The organism is Streptomyces erythrochromogenes (assembly GCF_040684695.1).
GTDB lineage: Bacteria > Actinomycetota > Actinomycetes > Streptomycetales > Streptomycetaceae > Streptomyces > Streptomyces erythrochromogenes_C.
In genome coordinates, this window is the sequence record NZ_JBFBGM010000015.1 from 152,926 (window position 1) to 168,027 (window position 15,102).

The 15,102-nt window shown below is 71.2% G+C and carries 17 protein-coding genes; 7 read left to right on the forward strand and 10 right to left on the reverse strand.

Annotation, left to right across the window (positions count from 1 at the left end; translation table 11 throughout):
* Positions 1-132: 132 nt before the first annotated feature.
* The gene (locus AB0O53_RS22560) at positions 133-465 is read right to left on the reverse strand and encodes a hypothetical protein (protein WP_350997676.1); all 333 of its coding nucleotides are present in this window, start codon (positions 463-465) and stop codon (positions 133-135) included.
* Between the two features lie 282 nt (positions 466-747).
* Between AB0O53_RS22560 and AB0O53_RS22565 the strand changes: the two genes are divergently transcribed.
* A complete protein-coding gene (locus AB0O53_RS22565; RefSeq protein ID WP_365197757.1) occupies positions 748-2,028 on the forward strand; it encodes a GNAT family N-acetyltransferase in 1,281 nt (426 codons plus the stop codon).
* Between the two features lie 54 nt (positions 2,029-2,082).
* Here AB0O53_RS22565 and AB0O53_RS22570 read toward each other — a convergent pair whose 3' ends face one another.
* Genes AB0O53_RS22570 through AB0O53_RS22580 form a run of 3 tightly spaced genes read right to left on the reverse strand, consistent with a single transcriptional unit; the run spans position 2,083 to position 3,664 of the window.
* Positions 2,083-2,502: an arsenate reductase ArsC gene (locus AB0O53_RS22570; protein ID WP_350997671.1), complete on the reverse strand. Its 420-nt coding sequence runs from the start codon at positions 2,500-2,502 to the stop codon at positions 2,083-2,085.
* Positions 2,499-3,287, reverse strand: coding sequence for an aquaporin (locus AB0O53_RS22575; protein WP_365197760.1), 789 nt, complete (start codon positions 3,285-3,287; stop codon positions 2,499-2,501). The genes AB0O53_RS22570 and AB0O53_RS22575 overlap by 4 nt, the downstream gene beginning before the upstream one ends.
* Positions 3,284-3,664: an ArsR/SmtB family transcription factor gene (locus AB0O53_RS22580; protein WP_350997665.1), complete on the reverse strand. Its 381-nt coding sequence runs from the start codon at positions 3,662-3,664 to the stop codon at positions 3,284-3,286. The genes AB0O53_RS22575 and AB0O53_RS22580 overlap by 4 nt, the downstream gene beginning before the upstream one ends.
* A gap of 89 nt (positions 3,665-3,753) precedes the next feature.
* Between AB0O53_RS22580 and AB0O53_RS22585 the strand changes: the two genes are divergently transcribed.
* Positions 3,754-4,260, forward strand: coding sequence for an ArsI/CadI family heavy metal resistance metalloenzyme (locus AB0O53_RS22585; RefSeq protein WP_365197763.1), 507 nt, complete (start codon positions 3,754-3,756; stop codon positions 4,258-4,260).
* 87 nt (positions 4,261-4,347) lie between these two features.
* Here the strand turns inward: AB0O53_RS22585 and AB0O53_RS22590 are convergent, their stop codons facing one another.
* The 3 genes from AB0O53_RS22590 to AB0O53_RS22600 form a co-directional block, all read right to left on the reverse strand.
* On the reverse strand, positions 4,348-4,866 hold the full coding sequence (locus tag AB0O53_RS22590) for a DUF3093 domain-containing protein (protein WP_365197765.1): 519 nt from the start codon (positions 4,864-4,866) through the stop codon (positions 4,348-4,350).
* Positions 4,863-5,531: a DsbA family protein gene (locus AB0O53_RS22595; RefSeq protein WP_350997656.1), complete on the reverse strand. Its 669-nt coding sequence runs from the start codon at positions 5,529-5,531 to the stop codon at positions 4,863-4,865. The genes AB0O53_RS22590 and AB0O53_RS22595 overlap by 4 nt, the downstream gene beginning before the upstream one ends.
* A gap of 303 nt (positions 5,532-5,834) precedes the next feature.
* Positions 5,835-6,509 (reverse strand): hypothetical protein, encoded by a 675-nt coding sequence (locus AB0O53_RS22600; protein WP_350997653.1) that lies wholly within the window; start codon positions 6,507-6,509, stop codon positions 5,835-5,837.
* Positions 6,510-6,776: 267 nt separating this feature from the next.
* Between AB0O53_RS22600 and AB0O53_RS22605 the strand changes: the two genes are divergently transcribed.
* Positions 6,777-7,400 carry a hypothetical protein gene (locus AB0O53_RS22605; RefSeq protein ID WP_365197768.1) on the forward strand — a complete coding sequence of 208 codons (624 nt, stop codon included), beginning with the start codon at positions 6,777-6,779 and terminating at the stop codon, positions 7,398-7,400.
* Between the two features lie 173 nt (positions 7,401-7,573).
* On the opposite strand, the gene AB0O53_RS22610 is transcribed toward AB0O53_RS22605, so the two are convergent.
* Positions 7,574-7,927 (reverse strand): hypothetical protein, encoded by a 354-nt coding sequence (locus AB0O53_RS22610; protein WP_350997648.1) that lies wholly within the window; start codon positions 7,925-7,927, stop codon positions 7,574-7,576.
* Between the two features lie 495 nt (positions 7,928-8,422).
* Positions 8,423-9,550 carry a hypothetical protein gene (locus AB0O53_RS22615; RefSeq protein ID WP_365197771.1) on the reverse strand — a complete coding sequence of 376 codons (1,128 nt, stop codon included), beginning with the start codon at positions 9,548-9,550 and terminating at the stop codon, positions 8,423-8,425.
* A 193-nt stretch (positions 9,551-9,743) separates the two neighbouring features.
* On the opposite strand from AB0O53_RS22615, the gene AB0O53_RS22620 reads away from it, so the two are divergent.
* The 4 genes from AB0O53_RS22620 to AB0O53_RS22635 all read left to right on the forward strand — a co-directional run bounded on the left by AB0O53_RS22620 (position 9,744) and on the right by AB0O53_RS22635 (position 13,397).
* Positions 9,744-10,484, forward strand: coding sequence for a bleomycin resistance protein (locus AB0O53_RS22620; RefSeq protein WP_365197774.1), 741 nt, complete (start codon positions 9,744-9,746; stop codon positions 10,482-10,484).
* Between the two features lie 197 nt (positions 10,485-10,681).
* Positions 10,682-10,837 carry a hypothetical protein gene (locus tag AB0O53_RS22625; protein ID WP_350997640.1) on the forward strand — a complete coding sequence of 52 codons (156 nt, stop codon included), beginning with the start codon at positions 10,682-10,684 and terminating at the stop codon, positions 10,835-10,837.
* A gap of 257 nt (positions 10,838-11,094) precedes the next feature.
* A complete protein-coding gene (locus AB0O53_RS22630) occupies positions 11,095-11,457 on the forward strand; it encodes an effector-associated constant component EACC1 (protein ID WP_350997638.1) in 363 nt (120 codons plus the stop codon).
* Complete coding sequence (locus AB0O53_RS22635) at positions 11,454-13,397, forward strand: caspase, EACC1-associated type (RefSeq protein ID WP_350997635.1); 1,944 nt, start codon at positions 11,454-11,456, stop codon at positions 13,395-13,397. Before AB0O53_RS22630 ends, AB0O53_RS22635 begins: the two co-directional genes overlap by 4 nt.
* Positions 13,398-13,548: 151 nt before the next feature.
* On the opposite strand, the gene AB0O53_RS22640 is transcribed toward AB0O53_RS22635, so the two are convergent.
* Entirely contained in the window at positions 13,549-15,102 is a 1,554-nt protein-coding gene (locus tag AB0O53_RS22640; protein WP_435886670.1) for a serine hydrolase domain-containing protein, read from the reverse strand.

The following is a 15,102-nucleotide window of genomic DNA, read 5'->3' on the forward strand; positions in this document are numbered from 1 at the left end:
ACGAGGTGGGATCCGGCGGGTGTGCACCTGGCACCCGCAGGCTGGGCGATACACGACGATCCAGGCCGCTCGCGCCCCGGGCCGCGTGGTGGTCGGCTGCAAGGCTGACGCCATGCCAGGCGGGAACCCTGGTCAGCAGGCTCGGACGGAGATCTGGTCCCGCACCTGCGAGGCACGGACGTACTTCCAGCTGCCGGTGTCGTAGATCTGCCCCCAGAACCAGCGTTGGCCCTGGTTGTCCAGCCAGCAGTTCATGGCGAACTTGGTGCCGCTCTTGGACCAGTGGTGCGGCGTGGTGCCGGTGTGCGGCGCACTGTAGATCGCCACCCAGCCGTTGGCGTCGTTCTGCCAGACGTACGAGATTCCGGCCGCCGAGGCGGGGGCCTGCACGGCGGCTGTCCCTGCGAGCAACGCACCGGCCACTGCGAGCCTGCCGATGTGACGCGCAAGTCGTCGGTTGTTCACGATGTACCTCCTCGATGGGGCTCCGAGTGGGACCGCGAGCCTGCCAGGCGAGGCGTGCGGGCGCAGGCGTTCAGGCGAAGCAGAGACATGTGGCTCCGGAGCAACGATTCTTCCGGGCCACCGTATGCGTGAGAAGTCCGGGACCCGGTGGGGACTGCTCAGGGCTCCGATCGTGAGCCACGCACGCGGCTGCCGCCTGACCGCCTCTTACTCCGACGGTTCGGCCGCAGGCCGCCGTATAACCAGGTGCCCGAAGCTCACGGGCCGTCGTACCGTACCCGGATGATCAACGAACCTCCAGCTCAGGCTGTCTCCGACATCGAGATCCGCCCTATCGGTGAGCACGAGATCACCACCTGGGACCGTGCCCTGATGCGCGGTTTCCTCAGCCCGCACGAGGGCGACGGCACGGAGGTACGTCACCGTCAGTTCGTGCCCGGCCGCTGGCTGGCGGCGGTGGACCATGCGACCGGCGGGGCTTTCGTCGGCACCTACCGCAGCTATGACCTGGAGCTGACGCTCCCCGGCGGGGCCGCCGTGCCGGTGCACGGGATCACCGGTGTGAGCGTGGCCACCACTCACCGACGGCGCGGGCTGCTCAGCCGGATGATGAACGCAGACCTGGCCGCCGCCCGCGAGCGCGGCAGCGTTGCCGCCGTGCTCATAGCCTCCGAGTACCCGATCTACGGCCGCTTCGGGTTCGGTCCGGCGACGAGGATGGCCGGGCTGACGGTCGACGTGCCGAGGTCGGGGGGCCTACGGCCCGGGCTGCCCACCCCGGTCGGCGGGCGCATCGACTTCGCCAGTCCGGAGGAGGTCCGCGAGCTCGGCCCCGAGCTGTACGACCGCTGGCGGCTCACGCAGCCCGGCGCGCTGAGCCGGCCGGCCGCCAACTGGGCCATGGACACGGGCGAGGTGGTGCTGCCCGCGCGTGGTTGGAAGGAGCCCTTCTTCGCGGTCCACCGTGATGCGGCCGGGAAGGTGACCGGTCTGGCCGTCTACCGCGTGGACGACAAGTGGATCGGCATGGCACCGGACTCCACCCTCAAGGTGATGGACTTCCTGGCCCTCGACCGGCCGACTGCCAACGCCCTGTGGCAACTGCTCTTCTCGGTCGACTGGGTGCAGCGCATCGAGGTCGAGGACATCGGCCCGGACGATCCGCTGCCGCTGCTGCTGGCCAACCCGCGCGCGGCCACTACGCACGTCTCCCAGACCGACTTCACCTGGCTGCGGCTGCTCGACCTGCCCGCCGCGTTCGCCGCCCGACGCTACGCCGGGCCCGGCCGGGTCGTGCTGGCCGTGACCGACCCGCACGGCTGGACCAGCGGCAGCTGGCTGCTGGAGACGGCCTCGGACGGCACCGGCCGCTGCATCCCGACCGAGTCGCCCGCCGATCTCACCCTCGGGGTGAGCGAGCTCAGCACCCTGTACCTGGGCACCGAGACCGCCGGCCGCCTGCTGGACGCCGGGCTGCTCGCCGAAGACACCCCGGGCGCGGCGGCCCGCCTGGACCACCTCCTGCACACCCCGATGCGGGCCTGGAACACGCTCACCGTCTAGTACGGCAACGGTCTTTGCCGTGGTGCCGACCGACGCGGACGACGTCGGCCCTGCTCACCGCGCCGCCTCGATGGCGAGCTCGGCGAGCAGGCCGCGGATGCGGCGCTCGATCTCGTCGCGGATCGGCCGGACGGCTTCGACACCCTGACCCGCGGGGTCGTCCAGCTTCCAGTCCAGGTACCGCTTGCCGGGGAAGTACGGGCAGGCATCCCCGCAGCCCATCGTGATGACCACGTCCGAGGCCTGCACCGCGTCGGCGGTGAGGACCTTCGGGATCTGGGCGGAGATGTCGATGCCCACCTCCTCCATGGCCTCCACGACGGCGGGGTTCACGGCGTCGGCGGGGGCGGAGCCGGCCGAGCGGACCTGGACCTCGCCCCCGGCGAGGTGGGTGAGGAAGGCGGCGGCCATCTGGGAGCGGCCGGCGTTGTGCACGCAGACGAACAGCACGGAGCGGGCGGCAGGAGTGCTCATGAGGACACGGTGCTTTCTTCAGCGGGTCGGGCGGGGCTTGGGAAGTGCTGTTCATCGCGCCCGGCGACAGCCCCGTCCCCGGGCACCGGTGCCGGGCGCCCGAAGGTGACGGCGACCAGGACCAGGCCGACGCAGGCACCGGCGAGCTGGGCGGCGAGGAACGGTGCCACGGAGGTGGGGGCGATGCCGGCGAAGGTGTCGGTGAACGCCCGGCCGATGGTCACGGCCGGGTTGGCGAAGCTGGTGGAGGAGGTGAACCAGTAGGCGGCGCCGATGTAGGAGGCGACCGCGACCGGTGCCAGGTGTGCGCGGCCTGCCCGCGCCAGTCCGAAGATCAGCCAGACCAGTCCCGCGGTGGCGACCAGTTCGCCCAGCCACAGATGTCCGGCGGACCGGTCGTGCGTCGACCACTGCACCAGCGGCCGGGCGAACATGGCGTCGGCCAGGACGGCGCCGCCGATGGCGCCGGCGATCTGGGCGGGTATGTACGCGGCCACCTCCCGCAGGCCGGGTCCGGGTCCGGGGCCGTCGGCCGTACGGCGGCCGGTGAACCAGGCAGCGAGGGTCACGGCGGGGTTGAAGTGCGCCCCGGAGACGGGGCCGAGCAGGGCGATGAGCATGCCCAGGCCGAGGACGGTCGCCAGGGAGTTGGCCAGCAGCTGCACGCCGGCGTCGCGGGTCAGCTCGGCCGCCTGGATCCCGGAGCCGACCACCACGGCCACCAGCGCCGCCGTGCCGACGGCTTCGGCCGCCGCCCGCCGCGCCAGCGGCACCGGTGCGCTCACGCGGAGGCCTTCGCGGGCACGGCGGGCGTCTCAAGGAGGGCGGACAGCTTCGCCAGGGCCTCGGGGAGCACCCAGTAGTACACCCAGGTCCCCCTCCGTTCGGAGCCGACCAGGCCCGCCTCGCGCAGCACCTTCAGGTGGTGGGAGATGGTCGGCTGGGAGACGTCGAACGGGCCGATCAGGTCGCACACGCACGCCTCCCCGCCCTCGTGGGAGGCGATCAGGGACAGCAGCCGCAGCCGGATGGGGTCCGACAGCGCTTTGAACATCCGCGACAGCTCGGCGGCGTCCGCTTCGCCCAGCGGTTCGCGGACCATGGGGGCGCAGCACGCCCCGTCGTCCTGGCCGAGCACCGGCAGATCAGCTTGTTTCGACATGCCTCTATGTTGACGCCTGTCGATCCAGGTGGCAACCTCGATTGTATCGACAGCCGTCGATACAACGTCGTCCGTGATGGGAGACCGCCATGTCCCGAGTACAGCTCGCCCTCCGCGTTGCCGACCTGGAAGGCTCGATCGCCTTCTACTCCAAGCTCTTCGGCACCGAGCCCGCCAAGCGGCGCGAGGGCTACGCCAACTTCGCCGTCACCGAGCCCCCGCTCAAGCTCGTCCTCATCGAGGGCGAGACCGGCGAGGAGACCCGCCTGGACCACCTCGGTGTCGAGGTCTCCAGCACCGAGGACGTCACCGCCGCCACGACCCGGCTGAAGGAGGCGGGCCTGGCCACGTTCGAGGAGAACGACACCTCCTGCTGCTACGCCTTGCAGGACAAGGTGTGGGTGACCGGCCCGGGCAAGGAGCCGTGGGAGGTGTACGTGGTCAAGGCCGACGCCGACACCCTGGAGAGGGCCGGCACCGCCCCGGACGCCTGCTGCGGCACCACCGCCTGTTGCACTCCCGAGGAGCAGGCCCTCGACCCCTCCCGGACCCCGGCCGAGGCCAAGACGGCCGCCGGGTGCGCCTGCGGCAGCTGACCGGCTGCCTGCCGGGCGACCTCTTCCGCCTCGGCCGGCCTGAGTTCCTTCAGCTCAGCGACGGGGTCGGTGGGAGTTCACGGGGGTTCACGGGGTCCTGGCAACTTCCAGCGCGTCGGCCAGTGCTTGCGGAGTGCGGGTCGACAGGTAGACGTACGGTGTCGGGTCGGCCGGGTCGGTGTTCTCGATACGGACCGCACCAGTGATGTAGCTGCGCATCAGCATGTGGGCCCGCATGTCCGCCTTGTACGTCCGCCAGGCCCGCGCTTCCTCGGCCTCCAGGACGTGGACCCGGCCCAGCGCGCCGAGCGGGATCCGTGCGTCGTCGGCGACCAGCAGCCCGCTGGTGACGCGGATCCGGGAGGAGCCCTGTGCGCTGACCCACATGCAGGCGATGAAGGTGCCCACGGCGAATCCGCCGAGGGCGGCGAGGCCTCCGTACGGCAGGACGATGAGCGCCATGGCGAAGCCGGCGGCGACGGCGATCAGCCACCAGGTGCGGGGCGCGGTGAGTCGCTCGTCGTAACCGAGTGGGGCCGGGGCGGCAGCGGAGTCGCCCGCGGTCCCGAGCCCCTGCCCGGCGTCACCGTCATGGGCCCCCGTCACTTGGCGAGCCGTTCGTCGATCAGCGCCTTGAACGCCTCGTAGGTGCGGGGTGTCTGTATCCGTTGGCCGTCGAGGAAGAAGGTCGGCGTGCCCTGCACGTTCAGGCCCATGCCGTCGCGCTGGTCGGCCTTCACCCGTTCCTCGGTCGCCGGGTCCTTCACTGCCGTGTCGTACGTGTTCATGTCGAGGCCGAGTTGCTCGGCGTAGGTGCGGAAGAGGTCCGCCTGGGAGTTCTGGAGCTCGCCCCACTCCTTCTGGGTCGCGAACATCTTCTTGTACATGTCCTCGAACCTGCCCTGCTGGGCTGCGGCTTCGACGGCGACGGCCGCGGTGCGGCTGTTGCGGTGGCCGGGCATGGGGAAGTAGCGGGCCACGAAGGTGACCCGGTCGCCGTACTCCTCGCGGAGCCGCTCGACCGTCGGGTGGACGGCTCCGCACGCCTCGCACTCGAAGTCGAGGAACTCGACCAGGGTCAGCTCGCTGCGTGCGGGGGCGGTCAGGCGGTGGCTGTCCTCACGTACGGCACGCGCTTCACCCGCGGCGGGCGGGGGCGGGGTGGCCGTGGCCGAATCCTCCGGCTTGACCAGCAGAAACGTACCGAAGGCGGCTGCCAGGATCGCCACCACCGCAGCAAGGGCCAGCAGGTTCTTCTTGGACTTCGTCATGATTCCTCTACGTGTTCGGATCGTAGGCCGGGTCGGCCCGGCGAGCGGCGGGCGACGGGGCGGGCGGGCGACGGGGCGGGCGCCCGCCGCTGCAGGCGGCGGTCACGGGCGTGGATCGTGGTGGGCGACCGCAGAACCGGCCCGCAGCAGTGCGGCGCTCAGGGGTACGAGGAGGGTGCGTGCCGCCGTACGGGCGGCACGCCGGGAGAAGGCATGCATGAGAAGGGAGAGGTCTCTCTGTGTTCCCCGGACCAGCCGGGGCAGTACACGCCGCCGCCGGTGGACGGCCTCTCCGTACGGCCGCTAGGCCGGGCAGAAGCCTCCGCCGGACGACAGCCCGGGCGTCGGGAGATGGGCACGCCACGGCACGGCGTGCCCGCCCCTCGGCGGCGCGCGTCCGGCGTGCAGCCGGACCACGATCGCGGACGGCGGCGTTGCGCCCGGCTCCAGGTCCCGCAGGGCCGCCTTCGGCCCGTTGCCCGCGGGCAACAGCGGCCATACGAACATCAGCAGGGCGCGCAGGGCCTCGAGGACGGGCTTGCCGCACCACAGCAGCCGCTCGGTGAGCCCGAACAGGTGCGCGGCGAGGACGAGCATGACCAGGTGCCCGGCGAGGAAGACCTCGGGCGGGGCACCCGCCGTCGAGGCGTGTTCGACCAGAGCCACGGGTTGCCGCGAACCGGACACGGCCGCGCAGGCCCCCGGCAGCGAGTACGCCGCGTGGTGGGCCAGTTGGGAACCGACCAGGGCCGCCATGAGCTGGGTGTCCGAGAGCTTGTGCCGGGTCAGCAGCACCGCGCCGGGTACGGCGATCGCGGCCATGCCCAGCAGAAGCGCCCATCGCGGCATGTGCCCCTGCGCGAGGAGGTGGCCCGCCAGCGGCAGCAGGACGCACAGCGCCGCCAGGGCTCCGGCCCGCAGACCGCGCACCACTCCGCGGGCCGGCGAAGCCGACCGCGGTACGAGGGTGGCGGACATGGGCTGCTGCGCTTCCTGGGGCTTCGGGGGCGTCGTGGGGTGGGGGGACTTCGGCGCCGGCCGGTGACTCACGGAGAGCCGAGGACCACCCGCAGGGTATCCCGGTGCCCCTGGCGTCCTCGCACCCGGCTCCGGTTCCACCCGCGGCGGCCTTCCCGACCACGGCACCGGGCCCCCGGGCCCCCGGGCCCCCGGGCCGGTTCGTGCCGGGACGTCTGATCGCCGGTCGACCACGGGTGGGGCGGGTCCGGTGGCTAGCATCGCCGCATGGGTATGGACATAACCGTCCTGGTCGTCGACTGGGCGCACCTCATGGACCTGGCTCCGGAGGACCGGCTGCGGGTGGTGCAGGAGTCGGCGTACGCGGACGACGACCCCGACGGAGGCGGTGACGTCGTCGACGGGTGGGTGTGGCCGGCCGCCGGGTCGGAGCGGGCCTGGCTGGGGCGGTACGAGTTCCCGGGCACGCTCGGCTCGTACAAGCCGCACTTCTGGGCCGCGGAGGGCTGGGAGACGGTCCGGGGCGCCGCCGGGGGCGGGGTGCGGGCGGCGCTGGACGAGTTCCTGGAGGGGCTGATCTGGTGGGGACCGCAGGCCGACGTGGACGCGGAACACGTCGACCCCGGGGTGTTCCCCTCACTGGAGGGACTGTGGAGGCCCGGGCCGCTGATCGTGCGCGACCCGGCGACGGTGGCACGGCTGCGCCGGAGGTGGCACGAGGCCGCACCGGAACTGGAGGGTCTGCGGATCCCGTACGGGGAACTCGCGGGGCGGGGGCCGGGGCAGTGGGTCGCGGGCTTCGAGGAGTTCGCCGAACTGGTGGCGGGCTGGGCCGAGGTGGTCGAAGAGGCGGGGCGGCGGCAGTGGGGTGTGATCGGCCTGCCGATCTGAAGGCCTTCCCGTGCATGGTTCTCGGGTTGGCGTGGACGTGGCTGTGGCCGTGGTCGTGGTCGCGGGTGGGCCAGGATGCCGTCCACGATGAGCGGACCGAACCGGCGCATCGTCACATGCTCAGGACTGGTCGCACCGGGGGGCGGCCTGCCTGGTCGGCAAGCCGCCCTGTCTCAGCGGAACTCGTGTACCACCTGGATCTCGCCGACTATGTGGGCGTTGAAGTCGTCCAGTTCCTCAGCAGGAACCCACAGCTCGAGGATCGTCCGCCCTCCGGCCTGCTGGACGGGGTACCGGCTCAGGAACTCCGACTCGACCTCGAATCGGGTCACGAACCCGACACCGCTGTGCTTCACGTTCCAGTCCCTCGCGATCTTGATCGCGTAGTCCTCGTTGAGGACGGGGTAGAAGATCGGCTGCTCGGGAAGCCGGGGCGGCCAAGCGCGCCAGTTCAGTTCGCGGACCAGGTCCAGCTCCTTGGGGCCGGTGGGGCGCCACAGGGTCGTCGTTGCTCGCCGGCTGGTCATGTGAATCACTCTCTGAACGTGGAAAGCCGCTGGTACGGCTGGTCTGAGACGGGACGGTACCGGCGCCGGCAACCCGACAGCCACTCGGTTTCCGCGCCACACCATCACGCGAACACCCGTAGGCATGCTTCGAGAGAGCCCTCGGCGGGCGGGCACTCGAGGGTGAGTTCACTCAGCACGGTGATGGCACCAGCGAGATGCATCTCCGCCGCGTGCACACCCAGCGAGCCGGCCTCGGCCGCCCGTACCGGGTTCGCCGCCGCGGAAGGGCACGTAGACCACGGGCGGCACGATCTGGTTGATACCAGTCGGGATGGCCCGGAATGGACTCCCAGCCGGGAGGGCGAGTCGGGCGTCCGGGGCGGGGTGGCGAAGCGCGCCACCGACCCCCAAGGCTCCCCGGGGGCCGGTGGTTTCGCGCTCGATCAGGCCGACGGGCCGGCCACGCAACCGGGGCGGGGGGACGGCGCGCCGGCTGCCCCGCCCGTCGCGGTGCTACCCCTGCGGGCGGTACGCCTGCTTGCTGGCGCAGGTCCACACCGTCGGACTGCCCAGGCCGTTCGCGTCCAGCAGCGCGCCGCCGACCCGGTCGTCGTCGGTGACCGCGTGGGCGCTGCCACGACGCGGGCCGTTCCCGCCCGGCAGGGCCAGCACCGGACCCTGGCCGGGCCAGTACGCGGGCTGCGTGCTCTTCGCCCAGCCCTCCTGGTAGGACGCCCCGTAGCCGACCGCCGCACCGGACGTCGGGCTCGTGCCCTCCAGCGCCAGCTCGGACTCCCCTGCGAGCCGTCCCGGCTCCGCGGGCAGGGCGTCGTAGGGCTTCTTCCAGATCGCCGGACGGTGCTCGCGCAGCTCCCGCCAGCTCGCCCACTCGTGCCCGACCACCCGACCGCGGTCGTCGATGCCGGTACCGACCGTGCTGTACATCTGGGCCTCCTCGTTCCAGACCTGGAGGCTGTACGGCGGGTATCCGCCGGCCGGCCAGACCACCGGGTGGAAACGCATGAGGGTCTGGTCGCTGTCCTGGTCGTAGAACTCGCCGCGCAGGTGGCCCAGGATGTCGCCCCGCTTGTTGACCGCTTCGACCGACAGCCTGCTGCCGGGGAAGGCGTCCGCGGGGAGCGGGAGTTCGCGGACGACCTTCCCGTTCGCCCACTCCTTGGCGACGCCGTCCTCACTCGTGACCATGCGCCCGCCCTCGTTGACGGCCACCGACGACGCGCTGCGTCCGGGGGCGGTCAGCACCTTCACCGCCGCGTCCCCGGGGCGGTAGCTGAAGGCGGCGGTGGTGTCGATGTCGCGCCGGATCGTGCCGACCATCAGCCCGCTGTCGCTGACCGACGTGACCTGGCCGCCGGTCCAGCCCTCGGGCAGAGGCACGGCGTGCACGGTGGTGCCCGTCCAGTACACGGGCATCCCCTTGCTGGTGCCGACGCTCAGGTCCCCGCGGCCGAAGTCCCGCACGGTTCCCCCGTCTGCGACGGCTCCGGCGGCCAGTGCCTGCAGGGTCCGGATGTCCGGCGTGCAGCCGGCGGTGCCTGCGGCCGTGGCCGGACCCGTGGCCGTCACCAGCCCCGCCAAGACGGCGGCGGCGGTGACGGCGGCAGCGTTCTTCTTCCTCATGCGTGAGTCCCCCTCGTGATCATGAAGCGATTCGCATGCACATACTGCCGGGTGAACGGCCCGCACGCAGGGGTGATTTCACCGTGCGGCCCCGCTCGCCGGCAGCGAATCCCCTCCGCACGGATGCGGAACACGCTGCACCGGACCCGGATGCCCCTTCCCCACTCTAGTCAAACTTGACTAGAGTGGCCGTGTGAGCGAGAAGACGATTCCGATCCTGCCGTGCCCGACCATCCAGCCCGTTCTCGACTTCTATCGGGCGATCGGGTTCCAGGTGACCCACCAGCAGCGCAGCCCCAATCCCTACGCAGTCGTGGAACGAGGCGGCATCGAGCTCCAGTTCTTCGGCCTGAAGGGGTACGAGCCGACCCGGTCCATCAGCACGTGCTACGTGATGACCGATGACGTCGACGGGCTGTACGACGCCTTTCGGTCCGGCCTCAAGCTGGCCTACGGGAGGGTCCCGACGCGCGGGCTGCCGAGAATCGGGCCGCTGAAGGACATGTCGTACGGCGTGCGGCAATTCCTCATGACCGACCCGGCCGGCAACTGCATCAGAATCGGGCAGCCGGCAAACCAGGACCGGGACCAGGGCCAGGGCCAGGGCCAGAAGAGCCACCCACCCGCACCCCGTGAGACGTTCGCCCGAGCCCTTCACACGGCCTCCCTCTTCGCCGACTCCAAGGACGACCCTGCGGGCGCGGCAAAGATCATCGACCGGGTCCTGCGCCTGGAGGACGAGAGGCCGACGCCGGTGCAGCTCTTCCGCCTCCTCGTCCTGAGAGCGGACTCCGCCTCGCGCCTCGGTGACGCGGAAGCGATGGCGAGTGCCTTGGGTGGGGCCGCCGCGGTTCGCCTCACCCCCGAGGAGCGGGAGTCGGCCCGCGATGACACCGAGCGCCTCGAAGACCTCCGGAACCAGGGGCTCCCGTAGGCCGCGAAGACCGGGCCTCGCCCGGCATGTGCCAGACCTCGCGATGAGCGGGGCGTACAGGGACTCGGCGGAACGCCTGGGCCGCACCGTCGCCCCCGTCGCCCCGAACCTCCGCGCCGGCTCCACCGGCATGGGTAACGTCTCGCACCTGGCGCCCACCATCCACCCCACGATCGGCCACGACTACCGGCGACACGATGATGCGCCACCCCGACTTCACGCGGCACGGCACCACCGACCGCGCCTCCCTCGACGAACGACTCGCCATGGCCTGGACCGGCAGCACCCTGGCCACCGACCCCGCTCACCACATCCGCCTCCTGGCCCGCCCAGCGGACCGCGCCCGTACCTGACCCACCGGACGGGCCGGCCCGTCGGACAGATCACACGACGCTTCCTCCCGACGCATCCCATCCGCCGACGCGGTGCCACGAAGCGCCGAGGGCGCCAGGTCGTCGTCTCAGCGCTCACGGAGTCCGGGGTTGTCCGGGTCCTCGTCCAGGTCGTCACCGGACGCCTCGGCGAGACGGGGGCGATATGCCGGTCCGTCGGCGTACGATCAACGACAGTGCCGTGGAACTGATTTGACGACAGCTGGGATCACCTGGGGGTGGCGGTGCGGATCAGGGTGCTGGCCGATGGCGACGAACTGGGGCTCGAGGGGCTGACGTCGTGGTTGCGCAGGGATTCGGGGACCGCCCACCTGCACGTGGTTCGGGTGGGACCCGAAGACGCCTCGACGATGAGTGTGTTGGAGGCCATCGACGTCGTCCTGAGCAATACGATCGCGGTCACGAACTTCGCGGTCGCTTACGCCGCCTGGCGGGAGGCCAAGGCACAGCGTCCCGGTTCCGGTGCAGGGACCCTCGTCCATCGGGGCGCCACGGTGGACATCAGCCATCTGTCGGCCGACGAACTGGCCGTTCTGCTCACCCGGTTGCGCGGTGAGGAGCCCGAGGGCGACGCGGAGTGACGCCCGAGGAGGGGCGCTCCTCGCGAGCCGTGCTGTTCGGAGTCCACGAATTCCGCCACTTCGGGGATCTGACCGGCGTCCAGCACAGTCTGGCCGCGTTCAGGGACGTGCTGACCGACCAGGACATCTGTGCCCTGCCGGAAGAGGTCTGCGAGGTGGTTCCTGCGGATGCCCCTCCGGGCGTGTTCCTCGACGCGCTCGATGATGCCGCCGAGGCGGCTGAGCACTTGCTGGTCGTCTACTACGCCGGGCACGGGCACCACCACGAAGTGGACGGCACTCTGCTCCTCGCGACTCGGGCCTCGAGCGTGCCACGTCCCTACCACTCGGTGAGGTACGAGACCGTGCGCGGGATCGTGGCCGCCTCGCGGGCGCTGCACAAGGTGGTGATCATCGACTGCTGCTGGAGCGGGCTGGTTCACATGGGCGCCGAGGATCAGGGTGCCACGGCCTTCGCCGTACCCGGCACCTGTGTTCTTTCGTCCGCCGCGGCCACGGAGAAGTCGCTGTGCGAACCCGGGGGAAGCGTCTTCACTCTCGCCTTGACCACACTGCTCGGCGAGGGACTAAGCGGCCCGCTCACGGACGGAGCCCTGGGAGAGCATGTGCCCCGGTTGGCAATGGACCAGGTCTATGACGCCCTGTGCGTCCGCTTGGCCGGACGCGAGGTCGCCGGCCGGAAAGTGCCGCAACCGCGTATGAGTGCGCTCGACGCCGGCCACCGCATCTCGATCGCCCGCAACCGTGCCTACGCGGGCGATCCCGTCGACCTCGCGAACCTCCACGCCGAATACGAACGCGTGGCCGCCCGGCGGAATCGGCCGGATGTGCGGGAGGTTTCACCTCCGCAGCGGTCGGCCCACGGACACGGAGCGCAGTGCCCCTACTGTCTCCGGTACGTACCCTTCGACGCGAACCGGCTGTTCCAGACCGACGAGGTGGGCCGCCATCTGCCCGCCGTCCTGGACGAGATGATGCACCCGGCACTCCGGCACAGCCTCCTGCAGAAGTCGTTTCACGCGTGCCCGTTCGCCGAGGAATACGAGCACAACTCGCTCCCCGCCCACTACTTCCTCCATGACGAGCCCCTGACCATCGCCCTGATTGGTTCCGTCGCAGCGGGCCGGACGACCCTGCTTGCGGCGATGATCTCCCAGATCGAAGAGGGCTTGCTGGAGCCGCTGGGCGTGCGATGCATACCACTCTCGACCCCTTTGCATGAGTGCTACACGCAGGGCTTTCTCCGGCCGTACCGTGAGGGCAAGATGCTGCGTATGACGGGGCCGGACCCGGCGCCCCGTCCCGCCGCAGGGCTGCTCGTGACGGGCGGGGGGAAGACCCGGCCCGTGATCTTCTTCGACATCGACTGCGGCACCCTGGATTCAATTCCTTCGCCGCAGACGCACTTTGTGATCGGGGCGAGCGCCTTCATCTTCGTGCTGGACCCGATCTGGGCGTTCCGAGGCGCAGCGCTCGAGCGCTGGCGCCGCGACTACCTGCGCGTGAAGCGCTCGCCACTCGGCGACCCCTACTTCAACCGCGTGATCGGCGCGCTCCCGTGGCAGTCCGAGCACGCCGAGGCTCACGCCGCTGTGGCCGTGGTCAAGAGCGACCTCCTCTCGACCGATCCGACAGTTCGACGCTGGTTGTCCAAGGGGCTCGATCCCAACACCGGAGCCCCGGGCGAGGAATCACGCGACGCCTACGCTTACGCCCGCCACTACGGCGGGGTCAACTGGGTCAAACCCTTCCACCATTTCTCTCGCTGCACCCTGCACTTCGTGTCGGCCACTGGAGGGCCTCCGTCCCCGGGTGGCGGCTACGCGTTCCGACCCCGGGCGCAGCGGGTTCTGGCCCCTCTGCTGTCGATCTTCTCCGCAGCCGGGCTGCTGGACGCCGAGGAAGGACGGCCGGACGAGGCAAACACTGCGGCTCCGTAACAACCCGGTGCTACCGCGCGAGCTACACCGGACGGCGTACGACGAGCGGCGGGATGTGGGCGTTCGACCGCGACGGTGGTGATGTCTGAGGGTGAAGCCGAGTGTCTGCTCCACGAACACTGACCTGAGCACTTGGTGTTCTGCACCGGCGTCAGCGCAGCGGTACGCCACGGCGCCGTGTGCCGCGCCGGTCGGCGAGCGCGGCGCCCAGCCGCAGGGCGATGACAGCGGTCCCGGCAAGGGCCGCCGCGCAGAGGGCCGTGAACGCGTCAGGTGTCCAGGTCCAGAGGGTCCCCGGGCCGACGAGGGCGAGGGCCGCGACCAGGACGGCCGTGGGGGTGGCTCCGGTGAGGCACCACAGGGCTGCGGGGGCGATGCGCCGTGAACCGCTCCGGCGGAGCAGGCGGAAGGAGTGGCAGGTCTCCGCGAGGAGGACCAGGGCCAGCGCTGTCAGAGCCCAGACGGTCACGTTGTAGGTCGCGGCGGAGGGGGGCTCGGCGGGGGTTCCTCCGGCGAGGATGCGGGCCGCACCGAACCCGACGTCCATGACGGCGGCGTCCTGGAGGAGGCCGTGCAGGTTCTGCTGGAGGACGAGGGCGCGGTTCTGCTCCGGCAGGAGGAAGAGCATGGCGGAGTAGCCGGGCGTGGCGCCCGTGTGCCAGACGGCGGAGTCGAGCGGGGCTTCGAGGCCTCCGACGCGCCAGCCGAGCCCGTATCCGGTGGCGGCTCCGGACGGGTGGAGGCGGCCGGACTGCCGCATGAGGCGGATCGACTCGGGGGTGAGCACCGCCTCGCCCCCGGTCGTCCTGCCCGATCGCAGCTGGAAGGAGGCGAAGGCGGCGAGGTCCTCGAGGTCGCCGCCGGCGTAGCCGTAGGCGGCGCCGGCGTCGTCCACACCGTCGGCGATCGCGGACGGTACGCCCCACAGGAATTGGTGTCCGGGTGGGAGTTTCCGCTCCCGGGCGGATGCGCGGTCGGCGATCGCCCCGTCCATGCCCGCGGGGCGCAGGACGCCGTCCCGGAGGTGGTCGGCGTAGGACCGGCCGGTGACGGACTCGACCAGGGCGGCCAGGACGAGGTAGTTGGCACTGGTGTAGGCGTACGTGGTACCGGGTGGCCCCAACGGTCGTACGCGGTCCAGTTCCGCGATCCGGCCCGCCGCGTCCGGGCAGTCGGCATCGAAGCAGTCGGTGACCGCGGAGGTCGCCGACTCCGGTATGCCCGCGGTCTGCTGGAGCAGGTGGCGGACGGTGACGCGGCCCGCATGGTCGGCGCCGCCGAAGCGGAAGGCCGGCAGGTGGTCGACGACCGGGTCGTCGAGCCGGAGCCTCCCGTCCTGTACGAGGGTCATCACGGCTGTGGCGGCGATCGGTTTGGCGACCGACCCCCACAGGAAGGGGGTCGAGGCCGTGACCGGCCTGCCGTTCCCGTCCGTGCCCCAGGACCGTGCGTGCACCGGGCCGTCGGGGCCGACCACGGCGTAGGCGAGCCCCGGCGTTCGGGTGGCTTGCATGCGTTCGCGCACGTAGGTGTCCAGCGCCGCGAAGGGGTCCGTCGGAACGGGTGAGTCCGCAGCCGCCGGCGTTCCGGCTAAGGGAGTCAGCGTGAGCAGGAGCGCGGCCAGAACTGCGGCGGCGCGTCGAAGGGGGTGGGACATCAGGAGCCTCGCTCTTCCGTCTTCCGTCTTCCATCGGCCATCGGCCAT

What these genes read in the sequence shown, in the direction of transcription:
- AB0O53_RS22565 (WP_365197757.1), top strand. Translation starts at nt 748, where the DNA reads ATGATCAACGAACCTCCAGCTCAGGCTGTCTCCGACATCGAGATCCGC.
- AB0O53_RS22570 (WP_350997671.1), bottom strand. Translation starts at nt 2,502, where the DNA reads ATGAGCACTCCTGCCGCCCGCTCCGTGCTGTTCGTCTGCGTGCACAAC.
- AB0O53_RS22580 (WP_350997665.1), bottom strand. Translation starts at nt 3,664, where the DNA reads ATGTCGAAACAAGCTGATCTGCCGGTGCTCGGCCAGGACGACGGGGCG.
- AB0O53_RS22585 (WP_365197763.1), top strand. Translation starts at nt 3,754, where the DNA reads ATGTCCCGAGTACAGCTCGCCCTCCGCGTTGCCGACCTGGAAGGCTCG.
- AB0O53_RS22595 (WP_350997656.1), bottom strand. Translation starts at nt 5,531, where the DNA reads ATGACGAAGTCCAAGAAGAACCTGCTGGCCCTTGCTGCGGTGGTGGCG.
- AB0O53_RS22600 (WP_350997653.1), bottom strand. Translation starts at nt 6,509, where the DNA reads ATGTCCGCCACCCTCGTACCGCGGTCGGCTTCGCCGGCCCGCGGAGTG.
- AB0O53_RS22605 (WP_365197768.1), top strand. Translation starts at nt 6,777, where the DNA reads ATGGGTATGGACATAACCGTCCTGGTCGTCGACTGGGCGCACCTCATG.
- AB0O53_RS22610 (WP_350997648.1), bottom strand. Translation starts at nt 7,927, where the DNA reads ATGACCAGCCGGCGAGCAACGACGACCCTGTGGCGCCCCACCGGCCCC.
- AB0O53_RS22615 (WP_365197771.1), bottom strand. Translation starts at nt 9,550, where the DNA reads ATGAGGAAGAAGAACGCTGCCGCCGTCACCGCCGCCGCCGTCTTGGCG.
- AB0O53_RS22625 (WP_350997640.1), top strand. Translation starts at nt 10,682, where the DNA reads ATGATGCGCCACCCCGACTTCACGCGGCACGGCACCACCGACCGCGCC.
- AB0O53_RS22640 (WP_435886670.1), bottom strand. Translation starts at nt 15,102, where the DNA reads ATGGCCGATGGCCGATGGAAGACGGAAGACGGAAGAGCGAGGCTCCTG.